Genomic DNA, 22,487 nt, shown 5'->3' with positions numbered 1-22,487 from the left:
GTCGCGATCACGCCGTCGCCTCTTGCGGCTCCGGCCCGTTGCCGTGACCGAGCTGTTCGGAGATCTTCTGGACAAGCCCGATAGCGGCATCGGCGATGACCGTCCCGGGCGGGAAGATCGCGGCAGCGCCTGCGGCATACAACTCCTCGAAGTCGCCGGGCGGGATGACGCCACCGACGACGATCATGATGTCGGGCCGATCGACTGCTGCGAGCGCTTCCCGAAGTGCAGGCACCAACGTCAAGTGGCCTGCGGCGAGTGAGGACACACCGACGACGTGTACGTCGTTGTCGGCCGCCTGCCGCGCAACCTCTTCAGGAGTCTGGAACAGCGGTCCGACGTCGACGTCGAATCCGATATCGGCGAACGCAGTCGCAATGACCTTCTGGCCACGATCGTGGCCGTCCTGGCCCATCTTGCACACCAGAACGCGGGGACGTCGACCTTCGTCCTCGGAGAACTTCTCCACCAACTCTGTCGCCTTGATCAGGTTCTCGGACTTTCCTGCTTCGTCGCGGTACACACCACTGATTGTCCGGATTTCGGCCTGATGCCGCCCGTAAACCTTCTCGAGTGCGTCGGAAATCTCTCCGACCGTGGCCATCTTGCGGGCAGCGTCGATCGCCAGATTCAGCAGGTTGTTTTCCATACCGGGCTCGTCGGACGCCGCTGCACGCGTCAGGTTCGCCAACGCAGCCTCCACCTCTTCGGTGTTTCTTTCCTCGCGCAGGCGCTTCAGTTTGTCGATCTGTTCTTTGCGGACCTTCGAGTTCTCGACCTTGAGAACCTCGATGGTGTCGGGCTCGTCCGGCACGTACTTGTTGACGCCGACGAGCGGCTGGCGCCCGGAGTCGATACGCGCTTGGGTTCGTGCAGCTGCTTCCTCGATCCGCAATTTCGGAATGCCTTCGCCGATAGCCTGCGCCATTCCTCCTGCGGCTTCGACCTCGGCGATGTGTGCCCGTGCGCGGTTCGCGAGCTGGTGAGTGAGCCATTCGACGTAGTGAGAGCCGCCCCACGGGTCGATCGGTCGTACCGTGTTCGACTCCTGCTGAATCAACAACTGCGTGTTACGGGCGATTCGAGCTGAGAAGTCAGTAGGCAGCGCCAGTGCTTCGTCGAGTGCGTTCGTGTGTAGCGACTGCGTGTGCCCCTGGGTTGCGGCCATCGCCTCCACACACGTGCGTGCGACGTTGTTGAACACGTCCTGGGCAGTCAGAGACCATCCTGAAGTCTGCGAATGTGTGCGCAGTGACAACGATTTGGCGCTCTTCGGCTCGAATTTCGCCACCAACTCTGCCCACAGCAACCGGCCTGCACGCAGCTTGGCAACCTCCATGAAGAAGTTCATCCCGATGGCCCAGAAGAAGGAAAGCCGAGGCGCGAACGTATCGATGTCCATTCCCGCGGCCAGTCCGGCGCGGATGTACTCGACGCCGTCGGCAAGGGTGTACGCCAATTCGAGATCGGCTGTCGCACCGGCCTCTTGGATGTGATAGCCCGAGATCGAGATCGAGTTGTACTTCGGCATATTCGCACTCGAATACGCGAAGATGTCCGAGATGATCCGCATCGACGGTTTCGGCGGATAGATATAGGTGTTGCGGACCATGAACTCTTTGAGGATGTCGTTCTGAATGGTCCCGGCAAGTTTCTCCGGCCCGACGCCCTGCTCCTCGGCCGCAGCGACGTACAGCGCGAGGATGGGAAGCACCGCACCGTTCATCGTCATCGATACCGAGACGCTGCCGAGATCGATACCGTCGAACAACTGCCGCATGTCGTAGATCGAATCGATCGCTACACCGGCCATACCCACATCGCCTTGTACGCGCGGATGATCCGAGTCGTACCCGCGGTGGGTCGCCAGATCGAACGCAACCGACAGACCCTTCTGTCCGGCTGCGAGATTTCGCCGATAGAACGCATTCGATTCCGCCGCAGTGGAGAATCCGGCGTACTGACGAATCGTCCACGGCTGGTTGACATACATCGTCGGGTAGGGCCCACGAATGAACGGCGGCGTGCCCGGATAGCTGTCGAGCGGGTAGCCCTCGGCTTCGGCGGCATCGCGATCGGCCTTGGTGAACACAGGCTTGACGTCGATACCTTCGGGAGTCGACCACACAACCTGCTCGGCGGCGTAGTTGTTTGCCTTTGCACCCGCCGCAATGTGCTCCGATGCTTCTTCGGCCGTGGGCGAGGACGGAGGCGGCGACTGCGGATCCTTCAGTGGAACATCGGCGAAACTACCGATGACATGAGTTACCCGTGGTTCGGCTTCGTTGGTGGTCATTTCTCAGGCCCCCAGATTGGTGAGAAGATCGGACAGAACTGCGATGGCGTCGACCTTGGCGGTCAAGAAATCGTCCGGCCGACCTTGGCCGGTGATATCGGTGAACAGCTTTTCGGGCCCGGCGAGAAGTACCCGTTCGATGCCGGCAGCGCGGAGCGCGCTCACTGCGGACGAGGCCTCTTCGGTGTATCGCTTGTCGGTGCCGCACACGACCGCGATACGAGCGCCGGCCGTGCGTACGGCTTCGGCGATGCTCGACTCGGTCAACGGCCCTGGATTCTGCGACTCGATTCCGCCCGAAGCCAATAGGTTCGCAGCGAAAGTCGTCCGTACGTTGTGCTCGGCTACCGAACCGAGCGGCACGAGCAGCGCCAGTGGCCGCGCATCGTGCTCGGCGAGATATGCATCCGAGCGGTCACGTAGAGCTTCGAAAGCAGCTCCGTACCGAGCAACCCGTGGCGCTGTGCCCGCCTGCTCCGGGCCTACCGGCGCAAGCGGCGCCTCGGCCAGGTTGGGGAACTCGTTGACACCCGTGAGCGGCGTCCGGCGGTGAGCGACATCGGAATCACGAGCGGCTTTGGTCTCCGCGATCGACGACGCGAGGGTCCCCGACTCGAGTGCAGCACGGTAACCACCGTCGGCTTCGATCTTCTGGGTGAAAGCCCATGCCTTCTCGGCGATGTCATCGGTGAGTTGCTCGATGTACCAAGAGCCGGCACCCGGGTCGAGAACGCGCCCGAGATGAGACTCCTCGAGGAGTAAAAGCTGCGTATTTCTTGCGATTCGCGCCGCGAAAGTCTTCGACACTCCGGCCGCTCCCCCCTCCAGCGCCACATCGAACGGAAGGACGGTGATCGCGTCGGCTCCGCCGATACCCGCGCCGAATGCCGCCAAAGTGGTGCGAAGCATGTTGACCCACGGATCGCGCTGCGACATCATCGCTTCCGATGTGACCGCATGCTGCGGAGCGCCGCCGGCGTCGGGCGCACCGGATACCTGCGCGACGCGTGACCACAACACGCGTGCCGCGCGGAACTTCGCGATCGTCTGGAACTGGTCGTCGGTCGCTGCAAAGCGGAACTCCAGTTGCCCGAGTGCATCTCCGATGGAGAGACCACTCGACGTCAGAGCACGGAGGTATTCGAGGCCGGCAGCAACTGCTGCACCGAGTTCCTGTGCATCGCCGGCTCCGGCGTTGTGGAACACGGTGCCGTCGACGGTGATCGCGCGAACGGTCTCTGCGCGGGCGTCCGACTGTGCGGCCAGGTCTACGAGTGTTGCGAGTTCGGGTGCGGGTGCCCCTGAGAACTGTGAGGTGAGCGTGGCACCACCCAATCGAATGTCCACCGCTTCCGTATTCTCGGCGGTGATCCGGTCGAGCAATTCGAACACTGCGTGAGCGGCTGCTTCGGTGGCGTTGCCGGCGTCCACGACCAACGGTGCGAGATCGAGCAGGACGCCGTCGACTGCTTCGGCGATCGAAGCTGCCGGAAGATCGCTCTCGCCGACGCGGAGCCAGAGTGCGCTGACACCGTTGTTCAAGCCGTCCAGTATCGACCGGTTGACCTTCGCTGCGTCCGACTCACCGACACCGAACCTGGCACTGACCTTCCACCCAGCGTTGACGTCTCGGGCCGCATCCCGGCCACGTACGAAAGGGAACACTCCAGGGAGTGCGTTCTCGGGGTGCTCGTCACGAGAACCGTAGAGAGGTGAGATCGTCACCCCGTCGTAGGTCGTGGTCTCGAGGAGACGCTCAGGATCCTCTGGCAGATCTGCGACGTCGACTCTGCGCGACTTCGCCAGAACTCCGGCAACCGCCTTCTGCCAGGCGGCATACGCAGTGCGTGAGGCGTCTTCTTGTGAAGCAATGGGCACGATGACTGCTCCCTCAACTCGATCGACGAGAGTCGGTCGACAATAGCGACTTTTGTGATGTGAAACCCGATCCCTCCGACAGTATCGTGAGGATCACCTCATGTTCGAATCGGAGGTAGTTTGGTCGCGGCGCGAAACGCTTCGACGCAGGTAGGCTCGTTGATCGTGACGAGGCGATTGCGAGATCCACGGTTGATCGGCATCCTGGTTCTTCTCGCAACCCTGGCAGTAGCAGCGGTGTCGGCACCTCATCTGTCGGCAGAACAGCTTCGGCACTGGGCGCTGTCGATCGGGCCCGTCTTTCCGCTCGTGTTCTTTCTCGTCCACGCGATCGTGACCATTCCGCCTGTGCCGCGAACGCTGTTCACCCTCACTGCCGGAGTTCTGTTCGGTCCGGTCACCGGCATCGCTGTCGCGGTGGGTGCGTCGACCCTCAGCGCCGTTCTTGCATTGTTACTCGTTCGGATAATCGGTCGAGAGTGGTTCGCCGCGAGGATGACCCATCCTGCCGTTCGCGCGATCGACGACAGTCTGATTCGACGCGGATGGCTGGCGGTGGGATCTCTCCGGCTGATCGCACCGGTTCCGTTTTCGGTCGTCAACTACTGCTGTGGCGTTTCTTCGATTCGGCTCGTACCGTTCGCCGTGGCCACCGCGATAGGCATGGCGCCGGGAACGGTGGGCATCGTCGTCCTCGGCGACGCCATCGGCGGACACACGAATGCAGTACTACTCGTGCTCTCCGGTGTGTGTATTGCTGCCGGGGTGAGCGGCCTCTACATCGATTGGCGCCTCTCGGCGTCGACTCGGTTGCCGAAAAGGAATTCCGAATCCTCCAAGTAAACTCCTGTAACTTGACTTTACTTAATCAACCTCTATACGTTGACTATCAGAAATCAAGCACCTAGGCTTGACTCATGTTCGTAATGACGGTGGATCAACGTCGAAGCCGACGCGATATCGACAGAGTTGAAGCCGTGCTGGAACTGACGCGAAACGCTCCCCTCCTTCGAGGTTTCGAACGTACTGCAGGCGATGAAATCCAGGCGGTGGCAACCGACGCGCACACTGTCGTGGACCTCACGCTGACACTGGTCAGACTGGGCACGTGGAGCGTCGGCATCGGCATCGGACAGGTCGAAGAGCCGCTGCCCGACTCGACACGCGCCGGCCGGGGCCCGGCTTTCGAGGCAGCACGTGACGCGGTCACCCGTGCCAAGAACGCTCCCGCCGCCGTCGCCGTCACGGCTGCGAATCGAGATCTCGATACGCCATGCCGAGATGCCGAGACCGCACTGACACTGATCGCACTACTCATCACCGACAGAACAGAACAAGGGCATGAGGCGACGGACCTGATGGCCCGCGGCCATACGCAGAAAAGCGCGGCGGAGACTCTCGGGATCACCAAGCAGGCCATATCTCAACGGTTGTCGGTAGCTCGGTGGAGTATCGAGGCGAGCGGCCGTGCCCTCGCCGAACGACTACTCACCGAACTGGACGTCACCATCGGAAACCACTGAATCTCCGGTCCGATCGATCGCACTCGGCAACACTGCACGGAATACCTAGGGGGAATTCATGATCGCGGTGACTCTGATACTTCTGGGGCTGTCGGCAACGGCCTCGGTCTTCCAGTCGAGAGCCTCGGTTCCGCGTTGGGCGCCTGCCGCACTATCTCTCACGTTGTTGGCCTCGGCGGCAGCGGTAGGCACGACCACCGATCCGGCCCGAGGATTCGCCCTGGCCGCCACCTACGTCGTTACCGTTCTGGCGGCCGTAGTGGGTGGGTCGCCGATAGTCGCCGAAGTCTTCCGCTTGGCGCGACGCGACCGGACACCGACTCCGGACACGCCCGTAGAACCACTACACGGCGGGCGCACGATCGGAGTGCTCGAGCGCACCGCAGTCGCAGCATCCATTCTGGCCGGATGGCCCGAGGGCATTGCAATCGTTCTGGCGGTCAAAGGCCTTGCCCGCTACCCCGAACTGCGAGGATCCCAGGCGTCCGCGGCGTCCGAGCAGTTCATCATCGGAACTTTCGCCAGCGTCATGTGGGCGGTTGCCGTCTGTGGCGTCGGACAGGCACTCGCCACCTGAACTGTGGGCACATACACATCATCCCTCGGCCGCCACCAAGTGACGTGCCGAGGGATGATTCGAGCCTGTTGAGTCTGTGTGGGGCCTAGTTCGGCTCTGCCGGTGGAGCCGACTCTGGCTGCGGTGCAGGAAGTTGTCCGACGTCAGTGCCCTTGGTCAGACTGGGGTCAGGCGCTAACGAGGTATCGACCGGTGTCCGGGCAACCGCCTCGGCAGCAGCGACCGCCTGGGCCACTGCGGGGTCCGTTTTCGTTTCGAACCACTCGGCAACCTCGTCGGAATCGTCTGCAGCCTTGGGCTCGTCGCCGGTACTCGAGCTGGGCTCATAACGGAAAACGCCGTCCTCGCCTGGTGTTCCGAGGGTCTTGGCAAAACCTTTCAACGCATCACCGAAGTCGCTCGGGATCATCCACACCTTGTTGGCGTCGCCCTGCGCCATCTGGGGAAGAGTCTGCATGTACTGGTAAGCAAGCAGTTCCGGAGTCGGCTTTCCTGCCTTGATGGCCGCAAATACCTTCTCGATTGCTTTTGCCTGACCCTGAGCCTGCAGATACTTCGCGGCCCGGTCGCCTTCTGCCCGCAGAATCCGAGACTGACGCTCGCCCTCGGCCGTGAGAATCGAGGCTTGCTTTCCGCCCTCGGCGGCAAGGATGCGGCTCTGTTTGTCGCCCTCCGCGGTCTTGATCGCGGACTCGCGGTGGCCTTCTGCCGTAAGAATGGTGGCCCGCTTCTCGCGGTCCGCCTTCATCTGCTTCTCCATCGACTCTTGGATCGACGGAGGCGGATCGATGCTCTTGAGTTCCACGCGTGCGACCCGCAGTCCCCATCGACCCGTCGCCTCGTCGAGGACGACCCGCAACTGGCCGTTGATCTGATCACGGGACGTCAGAGTTTCTTCCAGCGTCATGCCGCCGACGACGTTACGCAGCGTCGTGGTGGTCAACTGCTCGACGCCGACAATATAATTGTTGATTTCGTAGACCGCGGACTGCGGATTCGTGACCTGGAAATAGACAACGGTGTCGATCGAAACAGTCAGGTTGTCCTTGGTGATCACCGGTTGCGGCGGGAACGAGACGACACGCTCTCGCAGATCCACCTTCGCTCGAATCCGGTCGACGAACGGTACGAGGAAAGTCAGCTGCCCGGAAACGGTGCGAACGTACCGCCCGAGCCTCTCGATCACTGCTGCCTCGGCCTGCGGAATGATCGAGACGGATTTGGCCACGAGTATGACGACGAGAAGAACGATGACGCCGAGAACGATCAGTGCTGTCATAAAACTACGGTCCCCTCCACACGACGGCAGTAGCGCCGTCTATTTCCATCACGGTCACAGTCACTCCCGGTGCGTAGACCTCGGATTCGTCGAGGGGACGCGCAGTCCACACCTCGCCGCCGAGCTTCACCTGACCCTCGTGCGCCGAAACCTGTTCGAGCACAATCGCACTCTTGCCCGACAACGCGGCAGCGTTGGTGGCGAGCGCGGGCGGAGCGGCGAAGCGTCGCAACAACATCGGCCGTACACCCAGCACCAGCACCAAGGACACGAGTCCGAACACAACTGCATCGGCCCACACTGGGAAGTCCGTGACGGCCGAAATCCCGGCGGTCGCAAGAGCACCACCGGCGATCATGAGCAGAAAGAAATCTCCCGTCAGCGCTTCGGCCGCCGCGAGTGCAATTCCTGCAATGAGCCAAATTATCGCCGCCACAACCTCCATCTAACCAGAAATCGGACATCGGGCGGCGGATCTTACTCCGTTACGAAGTCGACCAGCTGTTCGACTGCTCCGATCAACGGCGCTTCGAGATCTCGGAACGACGAGACCGACGAATACACATGTCGCCAACCCTCCTTCGGAGTTCCCCACCCGAGCTCGCGACAGATACCCGTCTTCCAATCCTGACCGCGGGGAATCTTCGGCCACGCACTGATTCCGACAGCCTTCGGCCGGACGGCTTCCCACACATCGATGTACGGGTGGCCGGTGACAAGTACGTGTGGGCCGAGCGAGGCAGTCAATTTCGACTCCTTGGATCCCGTGACGAGGTGGTCGACCAGGACACCCACTCGCCGGCCAGGGCCTGGTTCGAATTCGGCCAGGCGCTCGCCCAGATTGTCCAGCCCCTCCAGGTGCTCGACGACGACTCCCTCTACCCGGAGGTCGTGGCCCCACACACTTTCCACGAGGGCCGCGTCGTGCACGCCCTCGACCCAGATCCGGCTGGCGCGAGCGGTACGAGCACGCAATCCCTCGACTTTGGTCGAGCCGGAAGCCGATCGCGTCGACTCGGCCTTCTTCGGAGATGCCGTCGCACGCACGAGGGTGACGCGCTTGCCGTCGATCAGAAATGCCGCTTCGCGCAACGCGAACAACCGCGTCGTGCGAGCCGAATCTTCGAGGCGTACGAAATCGCCGTCGTACGTACGCTCGAACCCGATCACCGCACCGCAATACCCGGTAGCAGAGTCCTCGACGACGAGTCCGCGCTCGGCCGACACCTGCGGGACAGGCACCTTTCGCATGCGGCTGTGTCCTGAAAGTATGTCTTCGCCGTACATGTTCGTCACGGCCGACAACGGTAGCCACCCCCACGCCCGAGCGCGCGTCGCCACGCCGACCTATGCTTGGAAGTCGTGAGTTCTCCAAGTGCAAGCCTTGCCGTGTGGGCCAGCTCGTGGCTGGCCGGTTTCAGCGCGCCCGACAACGTGATCGATTCGATGGCGGAGTGGGCACCGATGCATCTGGCGGTTGCCGGCGATCAAGAATCGGCGCTCGAGACCGGGCTGCCATGGCCGAGTCCTCGCGATGAGGGCGTGGCAGGCCTACTCACCCTCATTCGCGCTCAGGTACCGAGTGACCGCACCAACCCCGCAATCGAACTCCTCCTCCCCCATCCTGGTGCCACGTCGAACGTGTCACCGAAGAGTCCGTTCGGGCGCCTGGCCATTCAGACCGGAGAGGCCGTTTTGGTCGGCGATCCCGAGACCCGAGGACTGGGACTCGTACCAACCGCAGAGGGGCCGGACGTCCTCCGATGGACGGTGTTCTCGATCGTCCTGCCGCCGCGTGCCCAACGCGACTTCACCCTCGGAGAAGCCGAATACGCCATGCGGGAAGCGGTTCGTGGCGCTGTCGAAGCCCTCGGTTCGCTTCAATCGCTACCGACTCGAACCGAACTGGGAGACCCCCGAACCCGTATCGCCGCCGAGCTTGCCGATCTCGGCCGACACCGCTATCCGTCGGAAATGTCGGAGCGGGCACTTCGAGTGCTCGAGTCGGCAGATCGCGTGGCAGCCATTCTTTCGGTGGCACAACACTCTTCCCCGACCGAACCCGCCACGGCACTCGGAGCGGCCGCTCGTGAGGATTTGATCAGACCGTTGTGGGCTGCGGTGAGAAAAGCTCGTGCGATAGCACTCTCGACGAGTATCGAGTCCAGCGCGCCCGGCCGCTAGCTGGGGCGTGCCGGGCGAACGGGCTGCTCGCAGCATCGAATTGCGCACCGGCTGCCGTTGAGTGTCGAGCCATATTTCGGGACACTTCCGATTCCACGCGGCGTCGCGTCGCTGAGATGCTCTTCGACGAGTTCGAGGATCATCTGCGCGAACCGTGGGTCGGTTCCCGGTGTAGAGGCTCGCGCGAAAGCCATATTCAGCTCTCTGGCCTTCTCCTCGGCCTCGGTGTCGAGGTCCCAGACGACTTCGAGGTGATCGGAGACGAATCCCACGGGACAAACCACTACCGCTTCTACGCCCTTGCCCGACAGCGCATCCAAATGGTCGCAGATGTCCGGTTCCAGCCACGGCACCTGCGGCGGACCTGACCGCGACTGCCAGACGAGGTCGTAGTCGTCCACACCTACAGCTGCCGCAGCGAGCCTGGACGCTTCCTCCACCTGCCTGCTGTAGAGGTGGCCACCGTCCGCCGGAGGCCCGGCATTGGCGTCGGCGGCGCTCGGTATCGAATGTGCTGTGAACACCAATCTTGCCTTCGAGCGGCTCGCGGCCGAAAGCGAATCCATCGCGGCCGTAATCGAATCGGCGAAAGCAGCGATCAGCAAGGGATGGTCGTAATACTGTCTGATCTTCACCAGGTCGGGCGCGTCGGCACCGACAGCTTCCCTGGCTCTGGCCACATCCTCGTGGTACTGGCGACAACCCGAATACCCACCCCACGCCGACGTCGGAAAGACCAGCGCACGTTCGATACCGTCCGACTGCATTTGCGCGACGGTGTCCTCGACCATCGGATGCCAGTTCCTGTTACCGAAATAGATCGGCAGGTCGACACCGGCCGCGGCGAATACAGCTTCCAGCGCAGAGATGATGTCGCGATTGAGCGCATTGATCGGCGACACACCCCCGAAGTGCATGTAGTGCTCGACTACCTCGTCGAGCCGTTCGGGCGGGACCCCACGCCCGCGCGTCACATTTTCGAGAAACGGCCGAACATGGGCGGGCTCCTCCGGGCCGCCGAAGGAGAGAACCAGGATGGCATCGAAACCCGCAGACTCGGTCATGTCCCCATTGTGCGCGCTCGAAGACAACAGGTTCGCTCAGGTTGCCTCATGCAAGCATCGATCCACCATCTGGTAGGCCCCCACTCGTCGGTGCTTGCATGAGGCGAGACGGACTACATGTCGTCGGGCAACCAGGTGTTGTGGCTGGCACCGCCGTCGACGTACACGATCGAGCCGGTCGTACCCGGCAACCAATCCGACAACAAGGCCACGATCGACTTCGCGACCACTGTCGGGTTGTCGACATCCCAGCCGATAGGCGCCGAACCGGACCAGTAATCGTTGAGCTGATTCATCTTGGTTGCGTCCCCGGTAGCCGTTCCCGCGATGGCTTTGGCAGCAAGGGTTTTGATCGGCCCAGCGGCGACCAGATTGGACCTGATCTTCTTGGCTGCGCCTACTTCACGAGCCACGTACCGGTTGACCGACTCGAGTGCAGCCTTCGCCACGCCCATCCAGTTGTAGTACGGCATCGAGGTCCGTGGATCGAAGTCCATACCGACGATGGAACCGCCCTCGTTCATGACAGGCAGAACAGCCCGCGCCAGCGATGCGTAACTCCACGCCGATATTTCGAATGCGCGTGCCGCGTCGGGACCCGGCCCCTCGAGGAACGGCATCGCATCCGGGCCCATGAGCGTGCGGGGCGCAAAAGCGATCGAATGCAAGACGCCGTCGATGCCTTCGGGGGCCACTGCACGAATGCGATCAGCGAGGGCCGACAAATGCTCCTCGTTGGTGGCGTCGAGTTCGATCGCTGGGGGCACTTCCTCGGGCAGGCGCTTGGCGATGCGATCGATCAACCGAAGTCGATCGAAACCCGTGATGATGACCTTCGCGCCTTGCTCCTGTGCCATGGCTGCGGCGTGGAACGCGATCGAGGCATCGGTGATGATGCCGGTGATCAGGATGGTCTTTCCTTCGAGCAGTCCGCCCATGTTCTTCCTTACCGATCGAGTCGAAATGAGAAAAGAGGTGTACCAGTTGCGAAAACTCGGATAATCGAGAGGTCAGTGGCCCATGCCGAGGCCACCGTCGACGGGAATGACCGCACCCGAGACGTACGCGGCGTCCTCGGAGGCAAGCCAACTGACGACGCCGGCAACCTCATCCGTCTTACCCTTGCGGCCAAGCGGAATAGCGCTGACAGCCATCTCTTGGTACTTCTCGTCCAATGCCTGAGTCATCTCCGTGTCGATGAAGCCGGGAGCGACGACATTCGCCGTGATCGACCGGGACCCCAGCTCACGAGTGAGCGACCGAGCAAGCCCGATGACGCCGGCCTTCGACGCCGCGTAGTTGGCTTGGCCGGGAGTTCCTGCCAGAGCCACGACGGATCCAATGAAAATGAAGCGGCCGTAACGGGCACGGAGCATCGAGCGACTGGCGCGCTTGGCGACTCGGAAGGCACCGGTCAGGTTCGCGTCGATCACGCGAGAGAACTGATCCTCGCTCATTCTCATGATCAAGGTGTCGTCGGTGATGCCGGCGTTCGACACCAGAACCTCGACCGGCCCGTGCTTCGCTTCGACCTCTTTGAAGGCGGCGTCGATCGACTCGGAATCGGTGACGTCACAGACAACCCCGAACAGGCCGTCGGGCACCCCGGAACCGCGATGCGTCACGGCTACCTTGTGGCCGTCCTCCGAAAGTCTCTGAGCGATGGACAGACCGATACCTCGGTTCCCTCCGGTGACAAGTACCGATCGAGCAATGAAGTCTGGTTTGGACATGCCTGCAACCTATCTGTTCGTCCCGGAATGACAAAGCGAAACTTACTGGTGAGTAATAACAGCGAATCAGGGCAGTCGTTGCCGAAGAACCAAAGCCGTGCCCAAACCCAATGCGGTGAGTACAACTCCGAGAATCAACCACGGACGGCTGGCATCTCCACGGGTGATCTCGAACCCGATCTGCTCCTCCAGCGTGTCGTACACCGCGCGCAGTTCTTCGAGTGAGGACGCAGTGAAGAAGCTCCCACCGGAAAGATCGGCAATCTCCCGCAAGGACGGATCATCGACTGGAACCGGAACTCGTTCGACTCCCGACTCGTCTTCGATATCGACTGTCCCGTAGCTCGTTCCGAACGAGATTGTGGAAATCGGTACGTTCTTGTCCTTCGCGGCGCGCGCGGCAGTGTATCCACCCCGCGGATCGTCAGGGCTCTCCGGAACGGTCTGCTTGCCATCGGACAACAAGACGATTCGAGCGGGCGGGGCCGCATCGCCGCCACCGAGCACTGCTCCCAGTGTGTCGATCGACTGCAGCGAGGTGAAAATAGCCTCGCCAGTGGCCGTGCGCTCGCTCAATTGGAGTTTGTCGATGGCCGCCTTGGTCGCTTCTCGGTTAGCGGACGGAGATACGAGCACCGACGCCGTTCCAGCGAAAGCGACGAGCCCGAGGTTGATACCTGGAGTCAACCCTTCGGCGAACGACTTTCCTGCCTCCTGCGCGGCCGCCAAGCGAGACGGTTCGACGTCCGTTGCCTCCATCGACAACGACACGTCGATCACGAGTATCACCGTCGCGCGGTTTCGAGGCACCTTTTGATCAGCAGTCGGACCCGCCAAGGCAATTGTCAGTACGAGCAGACCGGCCAGGACCAGTGCCGTCGGCACGTGGCGCCAGTAACCCGGTCGCGTCGGCGCCACCTTCTCCAACAGTTCCATGTTCGAGAACCGCAAAGTGTGTTTGTGACGACGGCGCTGCGCCAATACGTAACCGACGACCAAACCGGCAACGACGAGGACGAACAGCAGCCACCACGGTGAGGTGAACTCGGACAGACTCACCGGCGACCTGCCCGAGCCGAATTGACTGCACTGGAACCGAGAGTGTGTCGGCGTGAAGAAACGAAACGGACGACGTCCGCTATCCAGTCGCCGTCGGTTCTAAGTGTCAAGCGCGGAGCGCCACATCGTCGAAGCGCACGCTCCACGTCCTCGCGATGCGACGCGGCGGCCTCGGCGAAATCGGCACGCAACTGCGGCGTCGTGCTGAATTCACGGGTGCGACCGGTTTCGGGGTCGTGGAGGACCACATCCCCGACATCTGGCAGTTCGACGTCCCGAGGATCGAGTATTTCCACTGCCAACACATCGTGCCGTGCAGAGATCGCTCGCAGCGATCGCTCCCAGTCGATCGGCCCGAGAAAATCACTGATCACCACTGCCATCCCCCGCCTGCGTTGGGGGCGGCGGAGCGCCTCGATTGCCTCGCGAAGATTTCCTCGCACACCGTCGGCGGCACTGGGTGTCGTCGCGATGGTCCGCAGCAACGTCTGCGAGTGGATCCGGCCACCCCTGGCCGGGATCCGAGTCGTCTGTGCTCCAGTAGCAACCACAGCACCGATGCGATTACCTCCACCGCTGGTCAAGTGCGTGATTGCCGCGGCAGCCGCGACAGCCAGATCTCGCTTCTCGCACCCCGTCGTACCGAAATCGAGACTGGCAGACAGATCGACGACCATCCAGGTTTCCAGCTCGCGATCGGCAACAGACTGACGAACGTGTGGGTGAGTCGTCCGAGCAGTCACCGACCAGTCCATCTGTCGGACGTCGTCGCCAGGCTGGTACTCCCGCGCGTCGCCGGGCTCGGAACCAGGTCCCGGAATCAATCCGAGATGGTCGCCGTGCAACACACCGTCGAGACGACGGCGGACTGTCAACTCCAAGGTGCGCAACGCCGCAGCGAGTGTGGGGTCACGTAGTTCACCGCTCCGGAAAGACGGGGGCCGCGAGTCGGGTGCTCGACCCGCCCCGCGGGCAAGTGCCCCGCTCACTGCTGCTGGCTACCCACGGCTGGGGAACTCCCCGCGGATTTGTCCAGGGACGGCCCTGGACCCGGATGCCCCTGTTGCACGCCTGGGTTGTATCCCTGCTGTGGCGCTCCCTGCTGCTGTGGCATTCCCTGTTGCGGGGGACGCTGCGGCGCCGCGCTTTGATTCGCCGGTTGCTGCGGGACGAACGGCGCTTGGGGGGCCTGCTGCGCACCGACCGCTTGAGGGGCCACCTGGGGAAGACCCACCGCCTGCAATACCCGAGTGATCACATCTTCCGGAGTCACCTCGTCGGCGAGTGCGTCGTAGGACAGGACGAGTCGGTGACGGAGAACGTCGGGGATCACTTCGAGAACGTCCTGCGGCACCACGTAGTCACGTCCTCGCACCAGAGCAAGGGCACGCGATGCCGCGATGATTCCGAGAGTTGCTCGCGGCGACGCGCCGTAAGCGATCCAACTTGCGACGTCGTCGAGACCGAGTTGTTCCGGCGTTCTCGTCGCAGCGATGACTCGGACGACGTAGTCGACGATTGCGTGATGAACGAACACCGAGCTCGCGACGTTTTGAAGTCGCACCAGCTCCTCGGGATCGAGGATCTGCTTCGGAGTCGGGACAGCGGTGCCCATCCGGTAGACGATTTCGCGTTCTTCCTCGACCGAGGGGTAGTCGACGACGATCTTGAACAAGAACCGGTCACGCTGAGCTTCAGGAAGGGGATAGACACCTTCGTTCTCGATCGGGTTCTGCGTCGCCATGACAAGAAATGGGTCGGGCATCGGGAACGTGTGACCACCGATGGATACTTGCCGCTCCGCCATAACTTCCAGCAATGCGGACTGCACTTTGGCGGGCGCGCGGTTGATCTCGTCGGCCAGCACGAAGTTGGCAACGACCGGGCCTAGTTCGGTGTCGAATTCTTCGCGACCCTGCCGGTAGATGCGGGTACCGATCAGGTCGGTGGGCACCAGGTCGGGCGTGAATTGAACGCGAGAGAAAGTTCCACCGACTACCTTGGCGAAAGTTTCCACGGCCAGGGTCTTCGCCACTCCAGGCACTCCTTCGAGGAGTACGTGACCGCGTGCAAGAAGCCCTACGAGGATCCTTTCGACCAATCGATCCTGGCCGACGATCACCCGCTTGACCTCGTATACGGCCTTCTCGAGGATCTGCACATCATGTGCGAGCCCCGCAGCATCGGTGCGGCCCGATCCATTCCCGCCCGAGACGCCGCCCTTGGACATGCTGCCGTTCGACCCGCTGTCCTGCGAGACGCTGCCGTTCGCTTCGGCGCCGTCACGTGATGTCACCAAGAATTCACCGCTTTCACTCGAATCACTTCTCGGGCACGTTCGGTATCGACCATCGACTATTTCAGACGATGACTGCTTGCGCCGTGGGGCCGCCCCCCAAGGCTACCGATGTCTCCTGTGGGGCGAGCCTACCGAGTGGCCCCCGAAGAATTCTGTCAGGACACCATACGTACTGCGTACGGCGTCATACCGTCGTATCGAACGGCCGAAACCTTCACGATGTCACCGGATTGAGGAGCTTCCAGCATCTTCCCGTCGCCCAGATACAACGCGACGTGCTGACTGGCATTCGGTCCATAGAAGATCATGTCCCCGCGCTTCATGTTGGAGGATGGGACCTGTTTGCCTGCCGTGTATTGGTAGCCCGTGTAGTGAGGCAGCGAGATGCCGAGTCCCCCGAACGCATAGATCATCAATCCGGAACAGTCGAAGCCGACCTTGTTGTAGTCGCCGTAGCTATCGGCCACTCCCCCGTCCCGGATACCTTTCGTCGGTCCGTTTTCGTCGCCGCCACCCCAGGAGTACGGGACGCCCAGCTGAGACATTCCGCGGTCTATGGCGAGTTCGACTGCTGCACTGCCGGTGAGCGACGGATTCGATTGACCTGAGCTTCGCGGCTTCTTCGGTGTCGTGGTTGTCGTGGTGCCCGTGCTGTCGGCAGAGTCGCCGCCGGTGGAGTCGCTACCTACCGAGTCCTGATCTTCGTCGATATCGGTGTGGGATCGTTGACCTGCTGCTGCGGCCGCTGCAGCCGCAGCAGCAGCCTGGTTCGCTGCAACCCTCGCAGCGGCTTGAACTGCCGCTTGCTTCGCTGCAGCCGCCGCGGCGGCAATGGCTGCATCCTCGGCTGCCTTCTGCGACTCCCAGGTCGAGTATGCGACGCGCTGATCGGCAAGTCCTGCCACGTTCGATCGTGCGGAATCGAGCTGACTCTGTGCGGAGTCGCGCTCGCTCTCGATCGCAGCCTTCTGTTCTGCCTGAGCTTGCAACGCGGCGCGGGCAGTCGCTATCGCTTCCTCGGCATCTGCTTTCTTGGACTCTGCTGTCGAGGCTGCGGCATCGGCTTGTTGTTTGGACTCGCGAGCCGCGGAGTCACGGTTGGCCTGTTCGGTCCTGGCTCGCTGAAGACCGTCGAGCACAGCGTTCTGACTGTTCGACAGAACCTTCAGCACCTGCGCACGGTCGAGAACGTCGTCCGGTCCACTCGATCCGAGGAACGAGGACACCGAGGCGACACCTGTGCCCTGGGTGTAACTCGACACGGCGAAGTTGTTGAACTTCTGCTGTGCCGCCTGGATTTGAACACCTGCATCGGTGAGAGCCTGCTGAGCAAAGACCACTAGTTGGGCAGCTACGTCAGCGGCGTCCCGAGCATTCTGAAGGTCGACGAGGGCCTTGTTGACATCCTCGCGTTTGATCGCCACATCGGCATCGAGTTGGGCGAGCTGTTGGTTTGCAGACGCGACTTGGTTGATCAACGAACCCACGGCACCGAGCTGTTGCTCTACCGCGGATCCCGCGGCGGCAAGGTCGGAGTCGGATGGATTGGGCGGCGGCGGCGGAACAGCGAGAGCCGTGCTGGACGCACCGCTGATCAACGCAACAACAATTCCGGCCCCAACGAACATTCTCGCCGTGTTGGAGAACGCGCAGCTGCGTGTTCCGCGGAATGCTCGTCGCCTCAAAGTTGTCTCCCTCTGGTCCGGCGCTCGCGACGTTCTATCGATCGTCGACGCCGGAAGAGAGGACCCGGCACCCACATCGGGTGCTGGAAATCACGCTCACCGGGCAGGGAGGAAGCACGCAGCATCAGCACAGGTGTAAACCACGTCGGTCCCACCCGAAGCAGGCGTCACCCGAGGTAACTCGGATAGACCTCTGCCCTCTGCGACACTCCTTCCCCAGCAGTGCCAATGGCACCGTACGACACTTTGCACACTAAAGAAACTCCAGTCTCAAAGAACACATATGTAATTCGACCAGCGCAAATACCCTGAACTCGGTATATACGCGAAACAGTTTTTTCGACTTTTTCCGACAGACGAAGAATGCCCCGACCAGAAGGTCGGGGCGTTCGTTTCTGTGGTCTCCAGCAGAGTCGATATTCAGCGGTCGGTGGCAGACTCACCAGAAGTGTTGCTCGGTTCGGACTCCGGCGTAAGCCGCTCCGTCTCGCGGGGCTCTGACGTCGAGATACTCCGCGCTTTGTGGCGCCGGATCTTCGCAACTGCCGTTACGGCTGCCGCCGCCGTCACGAGCACCAGGATCAGACCCGTGATCAAACCCCACGGTGTTTGCGGGCCGACCAGTGTGTCGACGAAGTTGTCGGCTCCGATGACGGGATTGCCCGTGTACGTGCGGTCTTGCCCAGCCTCGAGCGTGACTCGACTGACCGTGTCACTGAAGGACCCCACCTGACCCGGACTCAAGACCAGAATTGTGCCGCCGTCCTGGGTTCCGACCGCCGTCGCGAGGTCACGCAATTGAGAATCATGAACGGGGTCTTTTTCCATGACCACGATGCCGAGATCGACTCCGTGCTCTTCTGCACGCTGGACTACGGCCTGCAGATCGCTCCGAATTGCCGAAGGCGCACTGACACCGGACTCGGCGATGTCGGCCACGATCGAATCGATGTCGGTGCCGGGCGGGACTTCGGCGGCCAGCGGGACAACAGCAAGAATCGGATCAGGCATCTCTCGTCCAGTTGCAATAGCGGAGTCGGTGGGTGGCGGTCGTTACCGAAGAGTACGAGCGGACCGTCCGAACCCTACGTCACCGACACCTGCCCGGACCGCATTGGTCACTCACCGCATGGCCCGAAATGAGGTTGCCCTGCATTGCGAAGGTAGTGCCACTGCGTGAGGATTGTCGGTGCAGGGCACGCCGACGCACCATCAGGCCTGCCCTCAGGGTTTCACAGGACAAGCGTACTGTTAGACTTACAACGAGGCGTTCGGCGCACCGCTCGGTCGCGTAGAAGGTCTCGCTTCAACCGTCGACACAGCCCCGTCGGCGGTGTGCCTCATAGACGAGTGGAGCTGAAGTGACCGCTAGTAATAACTCATTCGGTGCAAAGGGCACCCTCGAGGTCGGAAAGAACTCCTACGAGATCTTCCGTCTGTCGGCCTTGCCCGGTGCCGAAAAGTTGCCATATGCACTGAAAGTCCTCGCGGAGAACCTCCTTCGCACCGAGGACGGTGCCAACATCACCGCCGACCATATCCGTTCGATCGCTTCGTGGGATCCGTCCGCGGACCCGAGCATCGAAATCCAGTTCACCCCAGCTCGTGTCATCATGCAGGACTTCACCGGCGTGCCATGCATCGTCGACCTGGCCACCATGCGCGAAGCCGTGACCACACTGGGCGGCGACCCGAGCAAGGTCAACCCGCTCTCTCCTGCCGACATGGTCATCGACCACTCGGTGATTCTCGACGTGTTCGGTCGCGCCGACGCCCTCGAGCGAAACGTCGACCTCGAGTACGAGCGCAACGGCGAGCGCTACCAGTTCCTTCGCTGGGGACAGGGCGCATTCGACGACTTCAAGGTAGTTCCCCCCGGCATGGGTATCGTGCACCAGGTCAATATCGAGTACCTGGCACCGACCGTCATGACCCGCAACGGCCAGGCGTATCCCGATACTTGCGTCGGCACCGATTCACACACCACCATGGTCAACGGCCTGGGAGTGTTGGGTTGGGGCGTCGGCGGGATCGAAGCCGAGGCAGCAATGCTCGGCCAGCCCGTCTCGATGCTCATCCCCCGCGTCGTCGGCTTCAAGCTCTCCGGCGAGATTCAGCCCGGCGTGACCGCGACCGACGTCGTCCTCACCGCGACCGAAATGCTGCGTAAGCACGGCGTCGTCGGCAAGTTCGTGGAGTTCTACGGCAAGGGCGTCGCAGAAGTACCTCTGGCCAACCGAGCAACGCTGGGCAACATGAGCCCCGAGTTCGGCTCCACCGCGGCGATCTTCCCGATCGACGAAGAGACCATCAACTACCTGCGCCTGACCGGCCGCAGCGACGAGCAGCTGGCGCTCGTCGAGGCGTACGCCAAGGAACAGGGCATGTGGCACGACCCGGAGAACGAGCCCGTGTACTCCGAGTACATCGAGCTCGACCTCAACACCGTCGTTCCGTCCATTGCCGGACCGAAGCGCCCGCAGGACCGAATCCTGTTGTCGGAGTCCAAGCCTGCGTTCCGCAGGGACATCCACAACTACGTCGATGAGAGCCACGCCGCACACGAAGGTGACAGCAAGCTCGACGAGGCACTCAACGAGTCCTTCCCGGCGAGCGACCCCGCTTCCCTGTCCTTCACCGAGGACGCAGCCGTCGCCGTCCAGTCCGCCGCATACGGCTCCGACGGTCGTCCGAGCAAGCCGATCACCGTCAAGTCCGAAGAGGGCGCCGAGTTCGTACTCGACCATGGCGCGGTCGTCGTCGCAGGCATCACCTCTTGCACCAACACCTCGAACCCGTCGGTCATGCTCGGCGCTGCACTGCTCGCACGCAATGCCGTCGACAAGGGCTTGACCACCAAGCCGTGGGTCAAGACCAACATGGCGCCCGGCTCGCAGGTAGTCACCGACTACTACGAGAAGGCCGGTCTGTGGCCGTACCTCGAGAAGCTCGGCTACTACCTCGGTGGCTACGGATGCACTACCTGCATCGGCAACACCGGTCCTCTCGCAGAGCCGATCTCGAAAGCGATCAACGACAACGACCTTTCGGTCACTGCAGTGCTCTCCGGTAACCGAAACTTCGAAGGCCGGATCTCCCCCGACGTAAAGATGAACTACTTGGCGTCTCCGCCGCTCGTCATCGCATACGGCCTCGCCGGCACGATGGACTTCGACTTCGAGACCGATTCGCTCGGAGACGATCACGACGGCAAGCCTGTCTACTTGAAGGACATCTGGCCGTCCGCACAGGAGATCGACGACACGATCAAGTCGTCCATCAGCCAGGACATGTTCCGCAAGTCGTACAAGACGATCTTCGACGGAGACAGTCGCTGGCAGAACCTCTCGACCCCCGAGGGCGACACGTTCGCGTGGGACGAGAAGTCCACTTACGTGCGCAAGCCCCCGTACTTCGACGGTATGACGATGGATCCGGAGCCGGTAAAGGACATCAAGGGCGCTCGCGTCCTTGCACTGCTGGGAGATTCGGTCACCACCGACCACATCAGCCCGGCCGGCCCGATCAAGGCTGGAACGCCTGCTGCCCAGTACTTGGACTCGCATGGCGTCGAGCGTAAGGACTACAACTCGCTGGGTTCGCGCCGCGGCAACCATGAGGTCATGATTCGTGGAACGTTCGCGAACATCCGCCTGAAGAACCAGCTCCTCGACGACGTCTCGGGCGGTTACACCCGTGACTTCACCCTGGAAGATGGACCGCAGGCATTCATCTACGATGCTTCGCAGAATTACCAGGCTGCGGGCATTCCGCTCGTGGTCCTCGGTGGCAAGGAGTACGGAAGCGGCTCCTCACGTGACTGGGCGGCCAAGGGAACCAGCCTGCTCGGCGTGAAGGCTGTCATCACGGAGTCCTTCGAGCGTATTCACCGCTCCAACCTCATCGGGATGGGCGTTGTTCCGCTTCAGTTCCCGGTTGGCGAGAGCGCAGCATCGCTGAAGCTCGACGGTACCGAGACATTCGATATCGTCGGCGTCGAGAAGTTGAACGAGGGTGTCACACCCAAGACGATGGCTGTCACTGCGACGAAGACCGACGGCACGAAGGTCGAATTCGACGCAGTGGTGCGCATCGACACCCCAGGTGAGGCGGACTACTACCGCAACGGCGGCATCCTGCAGTACGTCCTGCGCAACATGATCCGAGGCTAAGCACTTCTTTACAGCTCAGCGCTGGTGAGTGAACTCGACCAGTGAGCACGCAGAACGCGCACGACCACTTCGAGAACGGTTCAGACTCGAACAGACAGTGGGCGTGCGCGTTCTGCGCTCGAGGCGGGACGACGTATCAGCCGATGAAGGAGGCAGTGTGCCGAAGGTCAGCGAGGACCATTTGGCGGCACGACGTAGCGAGATTCTCGACGGCGCACGACGTTGCTTCGGTGAATTCGGCTACGAGGGTGCGACGGTCCGCCGCCTCGAGGAGACGACTGGCCTGTCCAGAGGCGCGATCTTTCACCACTTCAAGGACAAGGACGGGTTGTTTCTCGCGCTCGCGCAGGAAGATGCTCGGCGAATGGCAGAAGTGGCCGCTCGTCAAGGCTTGGTCCAGGTCATGCGGGATATTCTCGAGCAACCCGATCGCTTCGAGTGGCTCGGTACTCGGCTGGAAATAGCAAGGCGCTTACGCACCGACCCAGAATTCAGGAAGAGCTGGGCGGAGAAGTCCTCGGAACTCACCGATGCAACCCTTGCCCGTCTGGAACGTCAGAAAACGGCGGGCAAACTGCGTGAGGACGTTCCGAAGGATGTCATGCACGACTATCTCGATCTCGTGCTCGACGGTCTTGTCGCTCGCATCGCCTCCGGTCAGGGAGGGCCCAACCTCTCGGCGGTACTGGACCTTGTCGAGGCATCGGTTCGCAGGCCCGACAGCGCTTAGCTTGATGT

19 protein-coding genes are annotated in these 22,487 nt (G+C 62.1%); 6 read left to right on the top strand and 13 right to left on the bottom strand.

What is annotated here, in order from left to right; genetic code table 11:
* Window positions 1–7 precede the first annotated feature (7 nt).
* Window positions 8–2,296, bottom strand: coding sequence for a methylmalonyl-CoA mutase (scpA, locus tag ABIB36_RS18935; RefSeq protein WP_084348862.1), 2,289 nt, complete (start codon window positions 2,294–2,296; stop codon window positions 8–10).
* Window positions 2,297–2,299: 3 nt separating this feature from the next.
* A complete protein-coding gene (mutA, locus tag ABIB36_RS18930) occupies window positions 2,300–4,174 on the bottom strand; it encodes a methylmalonyl-CoA mutase small subunit (protein WP_354562383.1) in 1,875 nt (624 codons plus the stop codon).
* A 165-nt stretch (window positions 4,175–4,339) separates the two neighbouring features.
* Between mutA and ABIB36_RS18925 the strand changes: the two genes are divergently transcribed.
* The 3 genes from ABIB36_RS18925 (at window position 4,340) to ABIB36_RS18915 (ending at window position 6,274) form a co-directional block, all read left to right on the top strand.
* On the top strand, window positions 4,340–5,017 hold the full coding sequence (locus tag ABIB36_RS18925; protein WP_179142429.1) for a TVP38/TMEM64 family protein: 678 nt from the start codon (window positions 4,340–4,342) through the stop codon (window positions 5,015–5,017).
* A 74-nt stretch (window positions 5,018–5,091) separates the two neighbouring features.
* On the top strand, window positions 5,092–5,697 hold the full coding sequence (locus tag ABIB36_RS18920; protein WP_084348860.1) for a hypothetical protein: 606 nt from the start codon (window positions 5,092–5,094) through the stop codon (window positions 5,695–5,697).
* A gap of 58 nt (window positions 5,698–5,755) precedes the next feature.
* Window positions 5,756–6,274: a hypothetical protein gene (locus tag ABIB36_RS18915; protein WP_084348859.1), complete on the top strand. Its 519-nt coding sequence runs from the start codon at window positions 5,756–5,758 to the stop codon at window positions 6,272–6,274.
* Between the two features lie 85 nt (window positions 6,275–6,359).
* On the opposite strand, the gene ABIB36_RS18910 is transcribed toward ABIB36_RS18915, so the two are convergent.
* The 3 genes from ABIB36_RS18910 to ABIB36_RS18900 are packed head-to-tail and all read right to left on the bottom strand — an operon-like array spanning window position 6,360 to window position 8,840.
* Window positions 6,360–7,553 (bottom strand): SPFH domain-containing protein, encoded by a 1,194-nt coding sequence (locus ABIB36_RS18910; protein WP_084348858.1) that lies wholly within the window; start codon window positions 7,551–7,553, stop codon window positions 6,360–6,362.
* A gap of 4 nt (window positions 7,554–7,557) precedes the next feature.
* A complete protein-coding gene (locus ABIB36_RS18905) occupies window positions 7,558–7,989 on the bottom strand; it encodes an NfeD family protein (protein ID WP_084349008.1) in 432 nt (143 codons plus the stop codon).
* A gap of 41 nt (window positions 7,990–8,030) precedes the next feature.
* Window positions 8,031–8,840 carry a DUF3097 domain-containing protein gene (locus ABIB36_RS18900; RefSeq protein WP_354562567.1) on the bottom strand — a complete coding sequence of 270 codons (810 nt, stop codon included), beginning with the start codon at window positions 8,838–8,840 and terminating at the stop codon, window positions 8,031–8,033.
* 75 nt (window positions 8,841–8,915) lie between these two features.
* Between ABIB36_RS18900 and ABIB36_RS18895 the strand changes: the two genes are divergently transcribed.
* Complete coding sequence (locus tag ABIB36_RS18895) at window positions 8,916–9,737, top strand: Rv1486c family protein (RefSeq protein ID WP_179142428.1); 822 nt, start codon at window positions 8,916–8,918, stop codon at window positions 9,735–9,737.
* Here the strand turns inward: ABIB36_RS18895 and ABIB36_RS18890 are convergent.
* The 8 genes from ABIB36_RS18890 to ABIB36_RS18855 form a co-directional block, all read right to left on the bottom strand.
* Window positions 9,734–10,801: a ferrochelatase gene (locus tag ABIB36_RS18890; RefSeq protein WP_084348857.1), complete on the bottom strand. Its 1,068-nt coding sequence runs from the start codon at window positions 10,799–10,801 to the stop codon at window positions 9,734–9,736. The genes ABIB36_RS18895 and ABIB36_RS18890 overlap by 4 nt on opposite strands.
* Before the next feature lie 113 nt (window positions 10,802–10,914).
* Window positions 10,915–11,739 (bottom strand): NADH-dependent enoyl-ACP reductase InhA, encoded by an 825-nt coding sequence (gene inhA / locus ABIB36_RS18885; protein ID WP_084348856.1) that lies wholly within the window; start codon window positions 11,737–11,739, stop codon window positions 10,915–10,917.
* Window positions 11,740–11,811: 72 nt separating this feature from the next.
* The gene (fabG1, locus tag ABIB36_RS18880; RefSeq protein WP_084348855.1) at window positions 11,812–12,534 is read right to left on the bottom strand and encodes a 3-oxoacyl-ACP reductase FabG1; all 723 of its coding nucleotides are present in this window, start codon (window positions 12,532–12,534) and stop codon (window positions 11,812–11,814) included.
* Between the two features lie 66 nt (window positions 12,535–12,600).
* On the bottom strand, window positions 12,601–13,593 hold the full coding sequence (locus ABIB36_RS18875) for a VWA domain-containing protein (RefSeq protein WP_354562391.1): 993 nt from the start codon (window positions 13,591–13,593) through the stop codon (window positions 12,601–12,603).
* On the bottom strand, window positions 13,590–14,582 hold the full coding sequence (locus ABIB36_RS18870; protein WP_084348853.1) for a DUF58 domain-containing protein: 993 nt from the start codon (window positions 14,580–14,582) through the stop codon (window positions 13,590–13,592). Before ABIB36_RS18870 ends, ABIB36_RS18875 begins: the two co-directional genes overlap by 4 nt.
* Window positions 14,579–15,823 (bottom strand): AAA family ATPase, encoded by a 1,245-nt coding sequence (locus ABIB36_RS18865; RefSeq protein ID WP_143542252.1) that lies wholly within the window; start codon window positions 15,821–15,823, stop codon window positions 14,579–14,581. Before ABIB36_RS18865 ends, ABIB36_RS18870 begins: the two co-directional genes overlap by 4 nt.
* Before the next feature lie 224 nt (window positions 15,824–16,047).
* A complete protein-coding gene (locus ABIB36_RS18860) occupies window positions 16,048–17,520 on the bottom strand; it encodes an NlpC/P60 family protein (RefSeq protein ID WP_354562569.1) in 1,473 nt (490 codons plus the stop codon).
* A gap of 477 nt (window positions 17,521–17,997) precedes the next feature.
* A complete protein-coding gene (locus ABIB36_RS18855) occupies window positions 17,998–18,588 on the bottom strand; it encodes an Rv1476 family membrane protein (RefSeq protein ID WP_354562395.1) in 591 nt (196 codons plus the stop codon).
* A gap of 350 nt (window positions 18,589–18,938) precedes the next feature.
* Here ABIB36_RS18855 and acnA point away from each other — a divergent pair, with 350 nt between their 5' ends.
* Both acnA and ABIB36_RS18845 read left to right on the top strand, forming a co-directional pair.
* A complete protein-coding gene (gene acnA / locus ABIB36_RS18850) occupies window positions 18,939–21,749 on the top strand; it encodes an aconitate hydratase AcnA (RefSeq protein WP_084348851.1) in 2,811 nt (936 codons plus the stop codon).
* A gap of 157 nt (window positions 21,750–21,906) precedes the next feature.
* The gene (locus tag ABIB36_RS18845; RefSeq protein WP_084349004.1) at window positions 21,907–22,479 is read left to right on the top strand and encodes a TetR/AcrR family transcriptional regulator; all 573 of its coding nucleotides are present in this window, start codon (window positions 21,907–21,909) and stop codon (window positions 22,477–22,479) included.
* The last annotated feature ends 8 nt before the right edge of the window (window positions 22,480–22,487 follow it).

It is taken from the genome of Rhodococcus sp. UYP9 (assembly GCF_040547235.1).
In the GTDB taxonomy this organism is placed as follows: Bacteria; Actinomycetota; Actinomycetes; order Mycobacteriales; family Mycobacteriaceae; genus Rhodococcoides.
Note: the sequence above shows the minus strand (reverse complement) of the source record. Positions and strands in the feature narration are given on the sequence as shown.

Bases quoted from the DNA above. Each gene is read 5' to 3' on its own strand.
- scpA (WP_084348862.1), bottom strand. From the start codon at position 2,296: ATGACCACCAACGAAGCCGAACCACGGGTAACTCATGTCATCGGTAGT.
- ABIB36_RS18920 (WP_084348860.1), top strand. From the start codon at position 5,092: ATGTTCGTAATGACGGTGGATCAACGTCGAAGCCGACGCGATATCGAC.
- ABIB36_RS18915 (WP_084348859.1), top strand. From the start codon at position 5,756: ATGATCGCGGTGACTCTGATACTTCTGGGGCTGTCGGCAACGGCCTCG.
- ABIB36_RS18910 (WP_084348858.1), bottom strand. From the start codon at position 7,553: ATGACAGCACTGATCGTTCTCGGCGTCATCGTTCTTCTCGTCGTCATA.
- ABIB36_RS18900 (WP_354562567.1), bottom strand. From the start codon at position 8,840: ATGTACGGCGAAGACATACTTTCAGGACACAGCCGCATGCGAAAGGTG.
- ABIB36_RS18890 (WP_084348857.1), bottom strand. From the start codon at position 10,801: ATGACCGAGTCTGCGGGTTTCGATGCCATCCTGGTTCTCTCCTTCGGC.
- inhA (WP_084348856.1), bottom strand. From the start codon at position 11,739: ATGGGCGGACTGCTCGAAGGAAAGACCATCCTGATCACCGGCATCATC.
- fabG1 (WP_084348855.1), bottom strand. From the start codon at position 12,534: ATGTCCAAACCAGACTTCATTGCTCGATCGGTACTTGTCACCGGAGGG.
- ABIB36_RS18865 (WP_143542252.1), bottom strand. From the start codon at position 15,823: ATGTCCAAGGGCGGCGTCTCGGGCGGGAATGGATCGGGCCGCACCGAT.
- ABIB36_RS18860 (WP_354562569.1), bottom strand. From the start codon at position 17,520: ATGTTCGTTGGGGCCGGAATTGTTGTTGCGTTGATCAGCGGTGCGTCC.
- ABIB36_RS18855 (WP_354562395.1), bottom strand. From the start codon at position 18,588: ATGCCTGATCCGATTCTTGCTGTTGTCCCGCTGGCCGCCGAAGTCCCG.